The sequence below is a fragment of the Plectonema radiosum NIES-515 genome (genome assembly GCF_025753815.1).
Lineage (GTDB): Bacteria > Cyanobacteriota > Cyanobacteriia > Cyanobacteriales > Nostocaceae > Hassallia > Hassallia radiosum_A.
On sequence record NZ_JAOWRF010000085.1, the window covers coordinates 1 to 18,612 of the forward strand.

Here is an 18,612-nt window from a genome sequence, read left to right on the forward strand (position 1 = left end):
GAAGTCCACGTTTCGTTAAATTTGTTGAAAATAGTGGGTGACTCATAGCTAAAAGCTTCAACTAGTATTTCTGTGTGGTTCATCAACCATATTTAATTTCGATTAGGCTCGGCTAGAGCCGAATTTATGCCTGTGGACAAGAACCCGCCGACGGGCTTGGTTGAAGCAGGAAGCAGACCCTTCAGGAGCAATCTTGATTGAATGGTAAGACGAGCGATAAGTTTAACCAAGTTTTGTGTAGCAGATAATATATTTACAACCAATTTTCTACAGTCAGCTTTTCTACTCTCGACATGTTGCTATCCTTTGTAACTAAGATTAAACCACCTATTATAGCTGTGGATGCTATTAATACATCTGCATTCTGTATTGTGGGATAGGGTAGCGCTCGATTAAATAGATATCTCCAGAAAAGATGTAGAGACGTAAGCTAGCTACGTCTAATCAAGGGTTTCGGGCAACGTATAGTTCATTTATGGAGATGTCTAATATAGATAAGCGGTTACAATAAAAAAATATTCATTAATTATTATTTGGACTCCGAAAAATTATTTATGGAACCATTAACACTCCCAACCAATTCACCTGAACCCAAAATAGAAAGTGTTAACACTCTAGTTGTGCGCTTTACTGTTGGGGCGATAATTGGACTGCTGATTGCTGGAACCTACTGGGGAACTAGTATTTATTTTGGTTATCCACTGTCTTTTAAAATTGCAATTATCGGCTGTTTATTGCTGTCAATTATCTGCGGGTTGATGATACTCAAATGGGGTTATGGTATACTGGAAAACCTGCTAGAGAATTTGCGTTAACTCTTAAGAGCTTTGATTCCTCCATTCTCTGATTGAAAGTGGATTATGAAGTGGTTTATCCGACACACAAACCAGTGATTTTGCTACTATTCAGAAGTAGCTCGCTTTTTCACGCAATCAAATAGGAGTCCTATATAACAATCTTATTTCCAAACTGAAAACTTACTTTCTTCAGATCCCCCACTTCGTAAAAGTTGTCGGGGATCTTAAAACCCAACCTACAATTTTTATGGGCAAGCTATATAATTGGAATTTACCCAGCCTTCTAATCCATTAACTCGGTTGTTTGGTCCAGATATTACACGCACGTAATACCAATTATCTTGAGTTTTGATGGGGAGTACTGTATTTCCATTATTTAACCCAGCTTTAGATTTTCCATTGGGAGATAAGCGAAGGGCTAACTGTCCTGTTTGGATGCCTGTTACACTACAAGAAGCTTCTACATCTTCACCATCTGATTGTAGTCGAATTTGGCTTTGATGAATGAAACCAGAACGACCGCAAGCATCTGTTTTGTACCATCCATTTCTATAATCAGAGACAGCTATAGATGCTTGCGATCTGATGGCACAAATAATACCACCATTCGGTTTCACTCTCACATTTGATGGTGGGTCTATAACAACCGCTGATTGTGTAGATTGTGCGTTAGCTAAAGGTGCTTTCAATAATCCGGGAATGACAGCAAGCAAAGTAATATTGACACCAGAAAATACTATGTTCTGAATCGCTTTCTTCATATTCTTACTATTTTTTCAATCTCAAGTTTTGATTTACTGATTTTGAGCAAAAAGCTCATATTTTTATAGGACTTACGCACTCCTGAGCGAAAAAACGAACCGCAGAGGACGCAGAGGACACAGAGAAATAAGAGTTTAGGAGAGTTTTGCGTAAGTCCTGTTTTATTTATAATAGTAAAAAAGGATACGATACAACAGTGATTTTACTGGACATCACCAAGTCTTTATTTTGTCAGTTTTTATTGCTGAAGTTGGCGAATTATGTCAATAAGTTGCTGATAATACTGAGTATTTCCTTCTTCTTGATATAGTTCGGCAGCTTTCTGAAAGTCAGCGATCGCACTTTCTATGTCTCCCAAATTATGGCGGATATCAGCTCGAACGATGTAAGCTGATGGGAAATGCGGTTGTAAATGCAAGGCTTGATTTAAGTTCAAGAGCGCTTGTTCCAAGTCTCCCAACAAAGAATAGCTGCGACCTCGATTATACCAGTCTTCGGCAAGGCTGGGGTCGATGGCTATTGCTCGGTCGTAATCGTCGATTGCTGCTTGAAAGTCTTCTAGAGCATAACGTGCATTAGCGCGATCGCTATAAAATGCAGCGGTATGCGGATTAATTTTTATTGCTTTGGTGTAATCGGCATCCGCTCTTTGATAGTCTTCTAAAACAAAGTAGGTAGAACCCCGATTGTAATAAGCTTCTATGAAGTCAGGATTTAGTTGTAATGCACAATTATAATCTTCAATCGCGCCTTGAAAGTCACCTAAATTGCGGCGAGCATTACCTAAATTGCAGTATGCTTGAGAGAAGTTAGGATTAAGCTGAATTGCTTTTTGGTTATCTGCAATTGCACCTTGGTAATCAAGCATTGCATCGCGAGCAATAGCTCTACCATAGTAAGCTTCTATTAAGTTGGAATTAATTTTTAATGCGCGATCGTAATCGGCGATCGCGTCTTGATAATTTCCTAAACTACGATGAGCCGTAGCGCGATCGCAATATCCTTCCCCTAAATGGGGATGAAGTTGCAATAATTCGTTACAATCGGCGATGGCACCTTGAAAATCCCCTAGTTGACAGCGTGCATTCGCCCGAAAGCCATAAACTAAAACTAGATACGGATTTTGCTCTAATGCCTGATTATAATCTTCAATTGCTGCCTGATAATCTCCCAAGGTCGCACGAACAAGACCGCGATTGTAGTATGCTTGTACATCCAGAGGATGCAATTTTAAGGTTTGATTGAAGTCAGCAATCGCTTTTTGAAACTCTTTCAGGGAAGTATAAACCAGACCGCGATTGTAGTATGCTGAAGCATAATTAGGGTTGATTGTCAATGCGCGGTTGTAATCGTTAATTGCTTCTTGATAATCTGCAAGAGCATAATGAGCATTACCTCGATTATGATAAGCGTCGATGAAATTGGGATCTAGTCGCAATGCCAGATTGTGATCGGCGATCGCACTTTGATAATCTTTTAATTGATAGTGAACATTACCGCGATTGCTGTAACATAAAGCAAAATTAGGATTTAGCTCCAAAGCTGAGTTAAAACCTTCAATTGCTTTGGGATAATCGCCTTGTTCGCAAAGGGTCAAACCTTCATTATAGTAGGCAATAGACATATCAAAATTAATCTCGAAAGCTTTGTCCGGATTAATTTTGATAGCTGCGTGATAATCTGCGATCGCACTTTGATAATCACCCATTGCAAAGTAGGCATTACCGCGATTTTGGTAAGATAAAGCAAAATCGGGATTGATTTGCAATGCCAAGTTAAAACAAGCGATCGCTCCTTGATAATCTCCTTGGGAATTCTTGTTTATTCCTTGGTGTAAAAATTCTTCCGCATTCATCTGATTTTCGATTCAAAAAGCTTGAATCCACTCTTTGACAATATATTCTGTCCAGATGTTATTTTGCCAATAAGGGTCATTTTCAATCAACTCACGCACAATAGCTTCATTTTCGGCTTCGTAAATGCCGAAAACTTTGGTTACATCTTTGGTGGGACCAATGGTAATCAACATACCGGATTCTTTTTGTTTTGCGAGTCCGTCTAAATGCGCTTGACGATGAGGCGCACGTTTTTCTAGAACGTCTTCGCAATAACTTCCCCACATTATATATTTTGCCATAGATACACCATCTAAAATTACAAAAGGTCTAAATTCAGTTAATGAGTGTTAATAAACACTCACGAGCGGAGTAACCACTTCAGTGGTTAAAATTGAGCGGTAAACCGCTCACTACCTAAATACAGACGTGACCTTGGAACGTCTCTACCTAACTTCTCAAACTGACGCCGAATTTTTCAACCAATGCTTCACGAACTTTGTTGTGTACTGGTTCGACTTCAGCATCAGTGAGAGTGCGATCGCTTGTCCGATAAATTAAGCGAAACGCCAAACTGCGTTGTCCTTTTGGTACATTATCGCCGCGATATTCATCAAATAATTCCACAGATTCTAATAAATCTTTACCAGATAAAGCGATCGCTCTTTCAATTTCGGCAACAGTTACCTTAACCGGTGCAAAAAAGGCGATATCGCGATCTGCTGCTGGATAAGCAGAATAAGCTTTAAATTGCGGTGCAAGTATTTCGTCTCTTTCTAGAGAATCCAACACCACATCTAAATCCAATTGAAACACGTAAACCGAATCTGGTAAACCTTTGTCCCGTCGCACTTGCGGATGTAATTGTCCAAAAGTACCGAGTCGATTACCGCGTATCCATAAAGACGCGGTGCGTCCTGGATGCAAGCAGGAATTTTGATTATCTGGTTGATATTCTACTTGCAAACCAAGTTGCTGAAATACACTTTCTAAAATGCCTTTGGCTTGAAACCATGTTAAAGGTTGTTCGCCACTTTTTGACCATTTACCGACAGTGCGATCGCCTCCCATAATACCAGCTACGGCTTCAGCTTCAGCTAAACCGTCTTCTTCTCGCGAAAAAATTCGTCCAATTTCAAAGCCGTTCAGCGAACCATTTCCTTGCTCTAAGTTATACTGAAAAGCATCAATCAAGCCGGAAATTAACTCGGTTCGCAGTGCCGAATATTCTGTAAATAACGGGTTTGACAGCACTATTTGCCTTTCTGACTGTGGTTTCACCAAAGAGTAGTGTATTAGTTCAGTCAATCCTTCGGCACGGAAAGAAGCTCGCAATTTGCGTATAAGTTCTTGATCTAAAGGCAAATAACCAGCTTCTGATTTTTCTGGTAAAGTATCGCAAAAGTTATCGTAACCATAAAGACGAGCAATTTCTTCAATTAAATCGATTTCCCGTTCTAAATCGCGGTAACGATAGGGGGGGACAGTTACTGTCCAAGCACCCTCACCAGAAGAAGTTAGCTGACATCCCAATGCAGTGAGAATGCGCTCAACATCTTGCCCTTGGAGTTCTCCGGTTTTCTCATTTTTCTCGATTGGTCCGAGAACTTGATTAACTCGCTCTAAACGCAGTGCGATCGCTCGACTCCAAGTCGATGGATCGGGACGCGTATCGGCAATTTCCTGATTTACAATAGTTCCCTGTGCTATCTCCACCAGCATCGATAAAGCGCGGTCTATGGCTTTTTCCAACTCAGCGCGGTTTACACCTCGTTCATACCTTCGAGAAGCTTCTGTTGTTAAACCAATGCTACGCGAAGAACGACGAATGGCTACAGAGTCAAATAACGCTGCTTCTAAAAAGATATTTTGCGTCCCCTCATGCACTTCCGTTTCTTCTCCACCCATCACCCCTGCCAAAGCAACGGGTTTATTCTTGGCAGTGATTACCAAATTTTGGGTAGTTAGATTGCGGGTTTGACCATCGAGAGTTTTCAGAGATTCTCCTGCGTTAGCAAAACGCACCCCAACTTGGGCTTTTTCACCCAAGCGATCGCCATCAAATGCGTGCAATGGTTGTCCCCATTCCAACAACACATAATTAGTAATATCCACAACATTATTTATTGGTCGCGTTCCCGCAGCCCGCAAACGTTGCTGCAACCAATCAGGAGAAGGTGCAATTTTGACATTTTCAATTACCGTACCAATGTAAGCAGGACTTGCTTGCGTCTCATCAATTTTTAAAGTGAAATTTCCTGCATCTGTCGGAACAGACACCTCACCAGGTTCAGGAATTGTCAGCTTTCCACCTGTCAGCGCTGCTACTTCCCGCGCTATCCCTACCATACTTAAAGCATCAGCGCGATTAGCAGTAGCAGTCACATCTAAAATCACATCATCCAAACCCAACAACGGACGTACATCGCTGCCCAGTTGGAGATTTTCCTGAGGAAAAATATGAATTCCGTCTACATCAGTAGGTAAACCGAGTTCCTTCAAAGAACAAATCATTCCTTGAGAAGGGACACCCCGCAGTTTCGCCGGCTTGATTTTTAAATCGATATTTGGTAAATAAGTTCCTGTGGTTGCTACTGGTACATAAATATCTGCTCGGACATTCCCAGCACCACAGACGATATTTAAAGTCTCAGAAGCACCGATATCAACTTGGCAAACACTCAACTTATCAGCGTTAGGGTGAGGTTGTTTTTCAAGCACTCTGCCAACAACGACGCCCGAAGCCCAAGTGCGACGGTCTTCAATATCTTCTACCTCAAACCCTGCCATTGTCAAGGTTTCGGCTAAATCTTCTGGGCTGATTTTTATCTCAACTAGTTCCCGCAGCCAACTTAGAGAAATACGCATGGAGTGTGCTTGCTAATTCGATGAATCGTATCAATCCTTCAATTTTAGAGTGTAAGAGAGGCGATCGCACTCTTACATCTGGCTCTTCGTACCCCCCAACTTGAATAATCCTACTACGACGACGTTGTACTTCTAATCTTTTTTCTCTGGGGGACATTTTGGGCGATCGCGTCTTCTTTTTTCAAAGACGGGCAAGGGACGTGGTTCGTTGAATCGTTTTACTAGTTAAGAGTAGACATCTGGGAACTAGGGAATTTTCCTAATCCCCAGTAGGCATCTGGTAGAAATGAGCTATGCGTTGCCCAAAATCCGTGTAGAGACGATTCTGTGCTACGTCTCTACATTAGACATCGACCGATCTTTTATTATGCGTTGCCCGAACCCCAACAGACGTGAAATTTCACGTCTCTACATTATTTTTCAAATAGGTTGTCTAGTCCCTAACTCAAATGCATAAACACCATTTTCAGCAATTCTGAGCGACTAAACGGCTTAGTTAAATACCCCGATGCTCCCACAAATTTGGCTTTTATCTTATCTATAATTCCCTTACTACCAGTCACAAAAACTACTGGTGTTTCTTTGAACATTGAATTATTGCGTATTAGCTTACACAATTCATAACCATCAATTCCCACCATATTCAAATCCAGTAATATCAAGTCTGGTTTGTGCCGAACAATCGACATTACCGCTTTTAGTGGATCGAGAATTGTCACTACAGAAAAACTTTCATCTTCTAATAAGCGACTAATTTCTTTCAGCATTGTCGGACTATCATCAACAGAAACTATTTTGTGAACTTTTCGCTCTGTTAAGGTTGCAGTACTTGTCTGATCTTTTGTCGCTAATTGCTGATAATTTTCTCTGACAGAAGAAGATATATCTGGAAATTGCTGACGATTATCTCTATTTTCGGCAATACTTGACTTACCGTTGGGAGTAGTGCTAATAGGCGTTATGATATCAGCTAATTCGGCAATATCCCGATCAACTGATAACTCTTCACAAGTCTTTGGTAATTTATCAAACGGTGGATCTGGTTCATGTAATAATAGCGCTCCATGTAAGATATAAGGATGTAAAATTTGCGCCAGCTTTAATTCATCTTGATTCAGAATTACGGCAAGATGACGCAAGCTAAACCCTTTCATCCAATGAGTTAAATTGGGCTGAAGTTCCGGAAGTTTTTCTGGTTTAATTCTCGTAGAAATGCACAAATAAGGGCGCTGAAATGGAGAAGAAATTTGCGGCGCTAAAGAATGCCAATTTAGCAATCTTTCTTGACAACATTCGATGACTTTCTCTACATCCAGTTTGCAATTTTTTGGCAGATATGTATCTGTTAATTTATATGTACCTTGCTTGATTAATAGAAATGATTCAATCACTTCTTTAACCAGTTCTTGGATTAGCACTCCGGCTTGTGTAGAATTTAGATATTTTTGACTGACAAGCCAGCAAATCGCTTGGTAATCTGGTGGCTGGGGCTGGTTTGTCAAACTTTCGTGGTGTATTTTGCCCTTACCGTGTGAGTCAGTTTCAAACATTAGGCGTAACTGAACACGGGTTTCGCTCTTTAGCAGGGTAATTTGGCGGCTGAGGCGACGTAAATGCCGTTCCAGTCGATCAAAAGGTTCAACTGAATCGCTAGCATAAGTAATTGTACCGTGTTCTAAGTAGATCGACCAAGAAACTGAGTCGCTAAATGCTTCTAAACAAATACTCTCAGAAGAATTAGATAGCTGTCTTAACAAACTCAGGGGACTCAATTTGGTGAAAGTGCCAGAATTATTCATGTTTTTGGATAATTTGCGGTAAATTAGACCGAATACTTGTAAATTTTAAGTATCGGTAAATGAGGCACCCTGAAAGAATTGAATATTTTTCTACAAACAAATTTTTAAGTTTGGCTATGTAGCCATATTAAATATATGCAAAAATTACCATATCTTTAATTTGTTACATTTTGCACTATATTTTGAAATAAAATATTTTCGGCTTCATTTTAATTTTAAGTGTGCATAGTTACACAAGTATAATGAGAAAGCAGATTATATTAAATATGATGAATTGCTTTCACCTAAAATCTGACTTCCCTACATAGAATCTTTAAAATTGAACCTGGGCAGGGCAGGCGATCCTTGGTACTCTATAAGGGTTATTTATAGTTTTTCCTAGATGCAGTGCTACAGGTAATGCGAGTCCCTAGTAAATTCCCTTTTACTCAACTACGCTGAAAGTTAAGATTTTATTAAATGCTTAGGGATTTTGCTAGTAGTAATCTGTTTAATAAATAAGAGAGGACTCTTCCAACCAACTACAAAAATGTAGTTGGTTCCGCACTTTCAATTATATACTTTGAGAAAAAGGGAAAAAAGGCTTTGGACTTTAACATAACACCAAAAGTTATGCCGGATACATTAAAACTGGACGAAGTAGTTGAATTTGCTGAGAACCCAGAACCACGTTGTCCTTGCGTGTTATTATTAGATACCTCAGGTTCAATGCAAGGACAGCCAATTGAGGCTTTAAATCAAGGCTTGCTCAGTTTGAAGGACGAATTAGTAAAAAATTCCCTTGCTGCACGAAGAGTAGAAGTAGCAATAGTTACTTTTGATAGTAACGTAAATGTAGTGCAAGACTTTGTGACGGCGGATCAATTCAATCCGCCAATTTTGACAGCACAAGGCTTGACGACTATGGGTTCGGGAATTAATAAAGCCTTGGATTTGATTCAAGAGCGGAAAGTTCAATATCGCACGAATGGCATTGCCTACTATCGTCCTTGGGTATTTATGATTACCGATGGAGAACCCCAAGGCGAATTAGAGCATTCTATAGACCAAGCATCCCAACGTTTGCAAAGAGATGAAATAAATAAACGTGTTGCTTTTTTTACCGTTGGGGTGGAAAATGCTAATATGACGCGCTTAAGTAAAATTGCTGTACGTACTCCTCTGAAACTCGAAGGACTGAACTTTATAGAGATGTTTGTTTGGTTATCGGCGAGTATGTCAGCTGTTTCGCATTCACAGGTAGACGAACAGGTTGCACTACCACCAATCGGCTGGGGATCTGTTTAAAGACGCGATCGCCGTTCGCTCCTGGCTTTCTTTGTGCCTCTCGTAGAGAAGCGTGTCCCACAGTCCAAGGTGGCGATGGGGAAGTCGCCACGATTATGTTTACACAGCTGTTGGCAGAATGAACACATCAAGCAAGATATCTCAATGGCGGGTAGTAGCCGCATCTGTGGGTGGTACAAGCCACTTAAAAAACAAACAGCTGTGTCAAGACGCACATCACTGGCAAATATTGCCAGATAACGTTTTGGTAGCAGCGGTAGCAGATGGTGCAGGAAGTGCAGTCAGCGGGAAAGTTGGTGCGATGGTGGCTGTAGAAGCTGCGATCGAAACGTTATCTGTGAAACAATTTACCAGGTTAACCTTGGATGATGATGAATTCGTGCGATCGCTTTTGAATGATGCGATCGTCGCGGCAAAAATTGCCGTAGAGGATGAGGCTGTAGCTTGTGACAAACAGCCACAAGATTTAGCAACAACCTTAATTATCACGATTGCGACACCAGAACTTGCCGCAGTAGTGCAGATCGGTGATGGAATGGCAGTTGCGAAGGATCGCATGGGCAACTTACTCGCTCTAACTATGCCTGACAATGGCGAATACATCAACGCTACCACTTTTTTAACTTCGCCTAATGCCCTAGATACAGCGCAAATGAGATTATGGCGCGAAGCCATAATCAACGTTGGTGTCCTTACCGACGGATTACAAATGCTGGCATTAAACATGGCAGTGGGTGCGCCTCATAAACCCTTCTTTTTTCCTCTATTTGACTTTGCAGCAAATGCAGAGGATAAAGCAGCGGCAAAAGAGCAGTTGGTGAGGTTTTTGCGTTCCGATCGGATCACGCAACGTACTGATGATGACTTGACGCTAATAATTGCTGCCTTAAGCGATTAAAAGCGTGATTTTAACTTAAATAACCCCCGTAAATTGTAATTCTATCATGCAGGTTCTACGTTGTCTTACCAAGCAAGAAATCCTCAACCTCACCATTAGTTTAGGGCGAGGCGGAGAAGCTTGTATTTATGCTGTGCCAAGCGATAGCAATTTAGTGGCGAAAGTTTATCACAAGCCAACTGAGCAACACGGTCGTAAACTTTTGGCAATGCTTGCCAACCCACCAGAAAACCCCACAGCTAGTTTAGATCATATTTCTATTGCTTGGCCCTACGAGCCGCTCAAAGCAGTAGACGGAAGCGATCGCATTGTTGGCTTTTTAATGCCGCGCATTCGTTCTATGCGTCCAGCGATCGACTTTTACAACCCCAGAACCAGACGCGAACACTGTCCATTATTTAATTATCAATACTTGCTGCGTACTGCTCGCAATTTGGCGGCAGCTTTTGCGGCTTTGCACAACAGCGGTTACTGCGTCGGCGATGTGAATGAATCCAATATCATGGTCAGCGACACAGCATTAGTGACGCTAGTAGATACAGATTCGTTTCAAGTGCGGGATGAAAACCAAAATATAACTTTCCGCTGCCAAGTTGGGAAACCAGAGTTTACCCCACCAGAACTACAAAATAAAATTTTTGCTCAATACGATCGCGCGATCGCCCATGACTTATTTGGGTTGGGAGTACTGATATTTCAACTGTTAATGGAAGGTACACATCCATTTTCTGGTATTTATCAAGGTGCAGGTGAGCCACCGACCTACGAAGCACGCATTGCTCAGGGTCATTTTACTTACAGTCAACAGCGTCGCGTCCCCTACACTCCTACCCCAATCGCACCAGCTTGGGAAACTCTTCCCCCCAGCTTACAGGAAATGTTTCTCCGCTGTTTTGAGCATGGTCATAACAACCCACAAATGCGTCCCAGCGCTCAAACTTGGCTGTTAGAACTAGCTGAAATCGAAAATGACCTGATTACCTGCACAGTCAACCCCCAGCACCGCTATAGCAGCCATCTGCACAAGTGTCCTTGGTGTGAACGTACCTTGCGCTTAGGCGGACGTGACCCATTTCCATCACAGCAGGCAATAGAATCTAAAGAATATCTACAACCGCGCAAACAAACTCGACGCAGCACAACTGCGACACGCAGCAATGTTTCTCCAATTCCAGTAAACCAGATTAATTATCGGCAACTAGTACAATCGCAAAAATTTTCTTATTATCAATCTCCCAAGAAATCAAAATTTTACGCAGTGATTTTCTGCTTGTTGGGTATTGGAATGTTGGGGTACTTGGACGTAATGGTTAAATTTACCCGTCCCTTAGTTTCTCAAAATAAATATGCTCAACAAACCTTGATGTCTCGTCAGGAGGAAAGCAAAAATAATCCCAATTTTGAAGATTATTATAAACAAGGTTATACCTCTTATAAAGCGCGAGATTACGAGCAAGCAGTGAGCAATTTTAGCCACGCAATCCACAAAGATCCTACACACCCTAAAGCACATATCAACCGTGGGAATGCCCGTTACAACCTGAAAGATTATGACGGCGCAATTACAGATTATAGTCAGGCGATACAAATCAATCCTAATGAAATAAAGGCTTATGTAAATCGGGGCAATGCCCGCTATATGCTAGCCGAATATAGCAGCGATCCCGATCGAGATTACAACCTTGCCCTAGCAGACTTTAATAATGCCCTGCGTCTTAATCCTAATGAAGCCGAAGCTTATATCAGACGCGGTATAGTCCGTTCCCAACTGGCTAAATATAGCGGTGATTCTCAACAAGATTACCACAAAGCAATTGGAGACTTTAATCAGGCGATCGCTTTAAATGCAGCCAAGTCAGAAGCTTACTTTCAGCGGGGTCTTGTTCGTTATCAAATTGGTCAATACAGCAGCGACTTCGAGCAAGAATATAAAGAAGCGATCGCCGACTTTAACCAAGCATTACGCATCGATTCTCGACTAGCAAAAGTTTACCTCAAACGAGGTATAGTTCGCTACGAGATTTCACAGTATGGCGGCAAGCAATCTAATACAAATCATACGCAAGCGATCGTCGATTTGCAGATATCTGCAAAAATTTTCCTTGAGCAAGAGGATATGGATAATTACCAACAAGCATTAAGCAGCATCTGCGTCGTTTTGGAAAACAAATGTGACACCTACTTTGAAAATACAACTAGCTTGTTAAAAGGTAACTAAAAACTAAAAAATATCTTAACTAACATGCTTGACACTTCATAAGTATGAAACGTCAAGCATGTTAGCGTAGCGTCTCAGGAGAAGGATAAAAAACGAACTCGATACATGCCTCGAACAGAGGTGGCAAGAAAAAAATCAAGCTGCTTTCTCGTGACTTCAAGCCCCATCCCAGAAAGCGAAAAGTTCCCCTCTCTGGAGCATCCCCCCGGCAGACTTTTCAGTTTAGAGGTGGGGTAATTTCATACTTAATACTTTAGTTTAGTTTGTAATTAGAAAGAGCCAACTGGCTGCCATCTTAGTTCTTTTTATTAATATCTATCTTTTCTTTTTATTTAAAAATAAATAAAATTTTTACATTTATTAATAACCATTTACAAACCTTTTTCATTATTTTACATATCAAACAAATTTATTTACCTTGTCTTCATACTTAAGACGGAAAATACGGTTAGATTTATTACTGAGAAAATTGACCTTTTCTCATAAGTTAAGTTGATCCGCTCTCAGTTTTGAGAAATCCAAATACTCATCTACCTAAAAATTCTGAGGTAATTGCATGAAAGCAGTGATTTTGGCTGGAGGACTTGGTACGCGTCTGAGTGAAGAAACTAGCGTTAGACCCAAGCCAATGGTCGAGATTGGTGGTAAGCCCATCCTGTGGCACATCATGAAGACTTATTCGGCACACGGTATTGATGACTTTATCATTTGTTGCGGTTATAAAGGGTACATAATCAAGGAGTATTTTGCCAATTACTTCTTACACATGTCAGACGTGACCTTTGATATGCGGTTTAACCAGATGAACGTGCATCGTGGCAATGCTGAACCCTGGCGCATCACCTTAGTAGATACAGGTGATAATACCATGACAGGCGGACGCTTGAAGCGAGTCGCAGACCATGTTGATAATGAAACTTTTTGCTTCACCTATGGTGACGGTGTTAGCAACGTGAATATTACAGAACTAATTAAATTTCACAAAGAACAAAAAACTTTAGGTACACTCACCGCAGTTCAACCAGCCGGACGCTTTGGTGCCATATCCTTAGGACAAGACCAAACTAAAATCAACAGCTTCCGCGAAAAACAAGATGGTGATGGTGCCTGGATTAATGGCGGTTATTTTATCCTAGAACCGGAAGTAATCAACTTGATTGCTGATGATTCCACCGTTTGGGAACAGCAACCATTAGAAAAGCTCGCAGAAATGGATCAGCTATCTGCTCACAGACATCACGGTTTTTGGCAACCTATGGATACTTTGCGCGATAAAAACTACCTCGAAGACCTATGGAAGAATAATAAGGCTCCTTGGAAGGTATGGTAGGGAAGAGAGTTATGAATTATGAGTTATGAGTTAGGAATTATGAATTTAACTTTTAACTCTCCACTCGAAAAATTAAAAAACCTCCTGACTCAGAAAATTTAAATTTTTGTAATTAAAGGTGCAATAGATATCAATGTATGATTTTGCGATAATAGGTGGGGGAATAGTTGGACTCTCTACAGCAATGGCTTTGGGCAAACGCTATCCCAACGCGCGAATTTTAGTTTTAGAAAAAGAGAGCAAATGGGCATTTCACCAAACCGGTAATAATAGCGGCGTCATTCATTCTGGTATCTACTACAAGCCAGGAAGTTTCAAAGCTAAATTTTGCCGTGATGGCAGTCGCTCAATGGTGGAATTCTGCATTGAGCATGATATTGCTCATGAAGTTTGCGGTAAAGTGATTGTCGCTACCGATGAACAAGAGCTACCGCGCTTAGAAAATCTTTACAAGCGCGGCTTGGAAAATAATCTAGAAGTTAAGCGAATCAGTGCCGAAGAAGTCAAAGAAATTGAACCTCATGTCACTTGCGTAGCTGGCATACAGGTATCTTCAACTGGTATTGCCAATTACAAACAAGTTTGTTTAAAGTACGCAGAGTTAATTGCAAAGCAAGGTGGGGAACTGCGTCTGAATACAAAAGTTGAGAAAATCTCCCGCAGTGGCTTTAATCAAGTGCTGGAAACTAATAACGGTACTTTTGAAACTCGCTTTGTGATTAATTGTGCCGGATTGCATAGCGATCGCATAGCCAAATTAGCTCAAGTCGATCCCCAAGCCAAAATAGTCCCATTCCGGGGTGAATACTACGAACTCACCCCAGAAAAGCGCTATCTTGTCAAGACTCTAATTTACCCCGTTCCCAACCCAGATTTTCCCTTCTTGGGCGTTCACTTTACCAAGATGATCGATGGTAGCGTCCACGCAGGACCAAATGCAGTTCTCAGCCTCAAGCGTGAAGGATACAAAAAGACAGACTTTGACTTGCGTGATTTCGCTGAAGTCATGACTTACCCAGGTTTCTGGAAACTAGCAGCAAAACACGCTGACGAAGGCATTCAAGAAATCATCCGCTCTTTTAGTAAAGCAGCCTTCACCAAAAGTTTACAAAAATTAATTCCTGAAGTCAGATCAGAGGATTTAGTTCCCTGCCATGCAGGAGTTCGCGCTCAAGCCTTAATGAACGACGGTAAACTAGTAGACGACTTTTTGATTGTTCAAGACCAAAACTCCGTCCATGTTTGCAACGCTCCTTCTCCTGCTGCTACTTCTTCACTGGAAATTGGCAAATCCATTGTCGCCCAAATTCCCGAACAGTCGCATCTAATGACAGCAGCAGTAAATTAATTTTTGATTAGTTACAGGACTTACGCACTCTCTACGAATTCTTAGCGTTCTTGGCGTTTTGGCGGTTCGATAAATTAAGCTTTTTGACGATTTTTGCGTAAGTCCTATAGTTAGTTCGCATCTACCCTGAATACGCCTGTACTAGCCAGGGAGCGCAGGCATTGTTTAATCAACCGCTAGATATGCATACGACATGATTTCTCGCGTTGTAGAATAAGCAAATCAATCAGTTATCAGGGTTTTTGCTATGTCCATTTGCTCCAACACTCAGCCGATTGTTCTAGTTTGTGCTGCGGATAATAACTATGCCATGCCCCTTGCAGTCACAGTTCGTTCAGCACTTGAAAATTTAGGAGCTAATCAAAAAATAGCCTTATTTATTCTTGATGGAGGAATAACTGAATCAAACAAAAATAAGATTATCAAATCACTGAAATCAGAACAGATAAATATTTCCTGGGTAGAACCAGATAATGCACTATTTACAAATCTGGTATTAACCAGGCATCTGACAGCAAGCTGCTATTATCGACTTCTAATTACCGATTTTTTACCGCCAGAGTTTAAGAAGGCAATTTATCTAGATACCGATATGGTAGTCACCGGAGATTTAGGAGAAATATGGAACATTGAAATTGACGATGACTATGCATTAGCAGTTCAAGACGACGTGGAACTGTATATATCCATGTGTGATGGTTTAAGAAACTACCAAGAAGTTGGACTTTCTGGTGATGCTAAATATTTCAATTCTGGACTTTTAGTAATTAATCTAGAAAAGTGGCGAACTGGCAACATAGGGGCAAAAGTTCTCGAATATATCCAACAAAATAAAGAATATGTTCGTAACGACCAGGATGGGCTAAACGCAATTCTTGCAGGTAAATGGCGTGAACTTCACCCAAAATGGAATCAAATGCCTAGGATATACAATTATCCATCATGGGAAAATAGCCCTTTTCCAGAAGATATTTATCAGGATTTGCTTGAAGAGCCTTGTATTATTCACTTTACTAATACTCCCAAACCTTGGTATGCCGGAGTGAAAAGTGAATGTACGCATCCCAAAAAAGATTTATTCTTCCACTATCTTGACGTAACAGATTGGTCAGGTTGGCGGGATACTATCTGGAGAAGAATCGCCAGAAAATTCATGAAATTAACATCATTAAATACATCAAAGTTGTGAAAGTATAGTGATAGTAATTTTTGTGAATTATTTTTCCCTGGCAAAATTGTCAAAATAATCGAATTCATCAATCCTATAGGAATTAAAATGAAAATTCTTGTTACCGGCACCGAAGGTTATTTAGGTTCATTATTACCTCCTTTGTTAATCGAACGCGGACACGAAGTTATCGGCGTAGACACCGGATATTATAAAGTCGGTTGGCTGTACAACGGTACTGAAGTAACAGCTAAAACCCTTACTAAAGATATCCGTAATATCACTGCTGAAGATTTGCAAGGTGTCGAGGCGATCGTTCATATGGCAGAACTCTCCAACGACCCCACGGGACAACTGTCACCTACTATTACCTACGATATCAACCATAAAGGTTCTGTTCGCCTTGCCAAACTTGCCAAAGAAGCGGGTGTGCGTCGCTTCGTATACATGTCTTCGTGCAGTGTTTACGGTGTAGCTACAGAAGGTGATGTCACCGAAGAATCATCAGTGAATCCGCAAACAGCTTACGCAGAATGCAAAACCTTAGTAGAAAGAGATGTCACACCACTCGCTGATGATGACTTCTCTCCTACTTTTATGCGGAATGCTACAGCCTTTGGTGCTTCCCCCAGAATGCGGTTTGATATTGTTTTAAACAACTTGTCAGGCTTGGCATGGACTACCAAAGAAATTAAAATGACCAGCGATGGTACACCTTGGCGTCCGTTAGTTCATGGGTTGGATATTTGTAAAGCAATTGTCTGCGCGATCGAAGCACCACGGGATATTGTACACAACCAAATCTTCAACGTCGGCGATACTAGTAACAACTATCGAGTTAAAGAAATCGCGGAAATTATTGCTGATACTTTCACAGGTTGTAAATTATCCTTTGGGGATAGCGGTGCAGACAACCGCAGCTATCGAGTATCTTTTGAAAAAATTAACACAATCCTGCCCGGATTTAAGTGTGATTGGAATGCTCAACGCGGTGCTCAACAGTTGTTTAATTTATTCAGCCAAATCGATATGACTGAAGAAACTTTCTTATCTAGAGGTTTCACCCGCTTGAAGCAGCTAGAATATCTAATTCGCACCCAACAAATTGACCAAGATTTCTTCTGGACGAAGAAATAGTCAGATTTTTTGATTTGCAGTTAAAAGCTGCTTGAAGCTTCCGAGTCAAATATTATTTGATTCGGACTTATCATATCTACGTTATTTTTTTACCAATAACTTTGAACTTATTATTTAAGTTACAATTTTCACAACTAATCTGTTACATTTTCCCTCAAGAAAATATGAATAAATTACTCACCATTGCCATCCCCACTTACAATCGCGCCGAATTACTTGATAAACAATTAGCATGGCTTGCTGAAGCCATAAAAGGCTTTGAATCAGAATGTGAAATTTTCGTTTCTGATAATTGTTCACCAGATAATACTCAAGAAGTAGTCCAGAAATGGCAAAGCATTCTTAGCCACGTCACGTTTACATATCACAAAAATACAGAAAATATAGGCGTGATGCGAAATATAATTCATTGCCTTAAGTCAGCAAAAACCAAATTTGTTTGGGCAATTGGTGATGATGACCCCATCGAAGAAAGAGCAGTCGCCTATACTATAAATAAAATCAAAAACAATAACGATTTATCATTATTGTTTCTCAACTTTTCTGGTCGAAACAAAATTACTGGTGAACCTGTCCATCCACCGACAATAGTTGGTAATCGCTGGTTTGATGCTGATAGTGAAGATGGAAATGGTGACGGTAAAGCCATATTTGAACATTGTTATTCCAAAAGTGTCGGTGCTGTCATTTTTCTGACTGCTACGGTGTACAAAACCGAGTTGGTAAAACGCGCTTTGGAAATTTGGCAAGATGCGGCAAGTAACTGGATATCTTTAGCATATTTAGCAGGATATTGTGCTGCGAATGGCAGTGTAATCGTCACGAAAGATACTTATATGGAATGTATTGTTGGTGTTAGCTATTGGCAGAAAGAGCCAAAATCGGCATTGCTAATGCAATACAAACACATCCCTGAAGTTATTAAGAAATTTCAGCAGATTGGATATTCTAAGAAATTTTGCAACCGGATGATGTTGCATAATTTTAAAGAAGTTAATAAGAAAGTCTTTTTAGGTGCTTTGAGAAGATGGCCTGCATTTGCTTTAAATGTAGGAATTAGCTTTTTGACTTTAGTCAGCTTGTCTGCTCTTGAAGAAATTTTTTTTCCAAATTTAAGGATAGCTGAATCAAGGCTGACTACTGAATAATTAATAAATTATGAGCA

Annotated in this window: 15 protein-coding genes; 9 read left to right on the forward strand and 6 right to left on the reverse strand. The window is 40.6% G+C overall.

Features of this window, described 5'->3' with window-relative positions:
* Window positions 1-554: 554 nt before the first annotated feature.
* Entirely contained in the window at window positions 555-815 is a 261-nt protein-coding gene (locus tag OGM63_RS05480) for a hypothetical protein (protein WP_263744489.1), read from the forward strand.
* Between the two features lie 227 nt (window positions 816-1,042).
* Here the strand turns inward: OGM63_RS05480 and OGM63_RS05485 are convergent, their stop codons facing one another.
* The 6 genes from OGM63_RS05485 to OGM63_RS05510 form a co-directional block, all read right to left on the reverse strand.
* A complete protein-coding gene (locus tag OGM63_RS05485) occupies window positions 1,043-1,558 on the reverse strand; it encodes a hypothetical protein (protein ID WP_263744490.1) in 516 nt (171 codons plus the stop codon).
* Between the two features lie 239 nt (window positions 1,559-1,797).
* Window positions 1,798-3,414 carry a tetratricopeptide repeat protein gene (locus OGM63_RS05490; protein ID WP_263744491.1) on the reverse strand — a complete coding sequence of 539 codons (1,617 nt, stop codon included), beginning with the start codon at window positions 3,412-3,414 and terminating at the stop codon, window positions 1,798-1,800.
* Window positions 3,415-3,426: 12 nt separating this feature from the next.
* Complete coding sequence (locus OGM63_RS05495) at window positions 3,427-3,696, reverse strand: YciI family protein (RefSeq protein ID WP_263744492.1); 270 nt, start codon at window positions 3,694-3,696, stop codon at window positions 3,427-3,429.
* Window positions 3,697-3,844: 148 nt separating this feature from the next.
* Complete coding sequence (gene pheT, locus OGM63_RS05500) at window positions 3,845-6,262, reverse strand: phenylalanine--tRNA ligase subunit beta (protein ID WP_263744493.1); 2,418 nt, start codon at window positions 6,260-6,262, stop codon at window positions 3,845-3,847.
* Complete coding sequence (locus tag OGM63_RS05505; protein WP_263744494.1) at window positions 6,225-6,419, reverse strand: hypothetical protein; 195 nt, start codon at window positions 6,417-6,419, stop codon at window positions 6,225-6,227. Before OGM63_RS05505 ends, pheT begins: the two co-directional genes overlap by 38 nt.
* Window positions 6,420-6,702: 283 nt before the next feature.
* Window positions 6,703-8,061 (reverse strand): response regulator, encoded by a 1,359-nt coding sequence (locus OGM63_RS05510; RefSeq protein ID WP_263744495.1) that lies wholly within the window; start codon window positions 8,059-8,061, stop codon window positions 6,703-6,705.
* 612 nt (window positions 8,062-8,673) lie between these two features.
* Between OGM63_RS05510 and OGM63_RS05515 the strand changes: the two genes are divergently transcribed.
* The 8 genes from OGM63_RS05515 (at window position 8,674) to OGM63_RS05550 (ending at window position 18,595) form a co-directional block, all read left to right on the forward strand.
* A complete protein-coding gene (locus OGM63_RS05515) occupies window positions 8,674-9,348 on the forward strand; it encodes a vWA domain-containing protein (RefSeq protein ID WP_263744496.1) in 675 nt (224 codons plus the stop codon).
* Between the two features lie 118 nt (window positions 9,349-9,466).
* The gene (locus OGM63_RS05520; RefSeq protein ID WP_263744497.1) at window positions 9,467-10,246 is read left to right on the forward strand and encodes a PP2C family serine/threonine-protein phosphatase; all 780 of its coding nucleotides are present in this window, start codon (window positions 9,467-9,469) and stop codon (window positions 10,244-10,246) included.
* 46 nt (window positions 10,247-10,292) lie between these two features.
* Window positions 10,293-12,464, forward strand: coding sequence for a tetratricopeptide repeat protein (locus tag OGM63_RS05525; protein ID WP_263744498.1), 2,172 nt, complete (start codon window positions 10,293-10,295; stop codon window positions 12,462-12,464).
* 556 nt (window positions 12,465-13,020) lie between these two features.
* A complete protein-coding gene (gene rfbF / locus OGM63_RS05530) occupies window positions 13,021-13,794 on the forward strand; it encodes a glucose-1-phosphate cytidylyltransferase (protein WP_263744499.1) in 774 nt (257 codons plus the stop codon).
* Between the two features lie 133 nt (window positions 13,795-13,927).
* Window positions 13,928-15,142, forward strand: coding sequence for an L-2-hydroxyglutarate dehydrogenase (gene lhgD, locus OGM63_RS05535; RefSeq protein WP_263744500.1), 1,215 nt, complete (start codon window positions 13,928-13,930; stop codon window positions 15,140-15,142).
* 247 nt (window positions 15,143-15,389) lie between these two features.
* Window positions 15,390-16,331, forward strand: a complete 942-nt coding sequence (locus OGM63_RS05540) for a glycosyltransferase family 8 protein (protein WP_263744501.1) — start codon at window positions 15,390-15,392, stop codon at window positions 16,329-16,331.
* Between the two features lie 87 nt (window positions 16,332-16,418).
* Window positions 16,419-17,447: an NAD-dependent epimerase/dehydratase family protein gene (locus tag OGM63_RS05545; RefSeq protein ID WP_263744502.1), complete on the forward strand. Its 1,029-nt coding sequence runs from the start codon at window positions 16,419-16,421 to the stop codon at window positions 17,445-17,447.
* Window positions 17,448-17,611: 164 nt separating this feature from the next.
* Complete coding sequence (locus tag OGM63_RS05550; RefSeq protein WP_263744503.1) at window positions 17,612-18,595, forward strand: glycosyltransferase family 2 protein; 984 nt, start codon at window positions 17,612-17,614, stop codon at window positions 18,593-18,595.
* Window positions 18,596-18,612: the final 17 nt, after the last annotated feature.

Bases quoted from the DNA above. Each gene is read 5' to 3' on its own strand.
- rfbF (WP_263744499.1), top strand. From the start codon at position 13,021: ATGAAAGCAGTGATTTTGGCTGGAGGACTTGGTACGCGTCTGAGTGAA.
- lhgD (WP_263744500.1), top strand. From the start codon at position 13,928: ATGTATGATTTTGCGATAATAGGTGGGGGAATAGTTGGACTCTCTACA.
- OGM63_RS05480 (WP_263744489.1), top strand. From the start codon at position 555: ATGGAACCATTAACACTCCCAACCAATTCACCTGAACCCAAAATAGAA.
- OGM63_RS05510 (WP_263744495.1), bottom strand. From the start codon at position 8,061: ATGAATAATTCTGGCACTTTCACCAAATTGAGTCCCCTGAGTTTGTTA.
- OGM63_RS05520 (WP_263744497.1), top strand. From the start codon at position 9,467: ATGAACACATCAAGCAAGATATCTCAATGGCGGGTAGTAGCCGCATCT.
- OGM63_RS05545 (WP_263744502.1), top strand. From the start codon at position 16,419: ATGAAAATTCTTGTTACCGGCACCGAAGGTTATTTAGGTTCATTATTA.
- OGM63_RS05495 (WP_263744492.1), bottom strand. From the start codon at position 3,696: ATGGCAAAATATATAATGTGGGGAAGTTATTGCGAAGACGTTCTAGAA.
- OGM63_RS05505 (WP_263744494.1), bottom strand. From the start codon at position 6,419: ATGTCCCCCAGAGAAAAAAGATTAGAAGTACAACGTCGTCGTAGTAGG.
- OGM63_RS05485 (WP_263744490.1), bottom strand. From the start codon at position 1,558: ATGAAGAAAGCGATTCAGAACATAGTATTTTCTGGTGTCAATATTACT.
- pheT (WP_263744493.1), bottom strand. From the start codon at position 6,262: ATGCGTATTTCTCTAAGTTGGCTGCGGGAACTAGTTGAGATAAAAATC.
- OGM63_RS05525 (WP_263744498.1), top strand. From the start codon at position 10,293: ATGCAGGTTCTACGTTGTCTTACCAAGCAAGAAATCCTCAACCTCACC.
- OGM63_RS05515 (WP_263744496.1), top strand. From the start codon at position 8,674: ATGCCGGATACATTAAAACTGGACGAAGTAGTTGAATTTGCTGAGAAC.
- OGM63_RS05540 (WP_263744501.1), top strand. From the start codon at position 15,390: ATGTCCATTTGCTCCAACACTCAGCCGATTGTTCTAGTTTGTGCTGCG.
- OGM63_RS05550 (WP_263744503.1), top strand. From the start codon at position 17,612: ATGAATAAATTACTCACCATTGCCATCCCCACTTACAATCGCGCCGAA.
- OGM63_RS05490 (WP_263744491.1), bottom strand. From the start codon at position 3,414: ATGAATGCGGAAGAATTTTTACACCAAGGAATAAACAAGAATTCCCAA.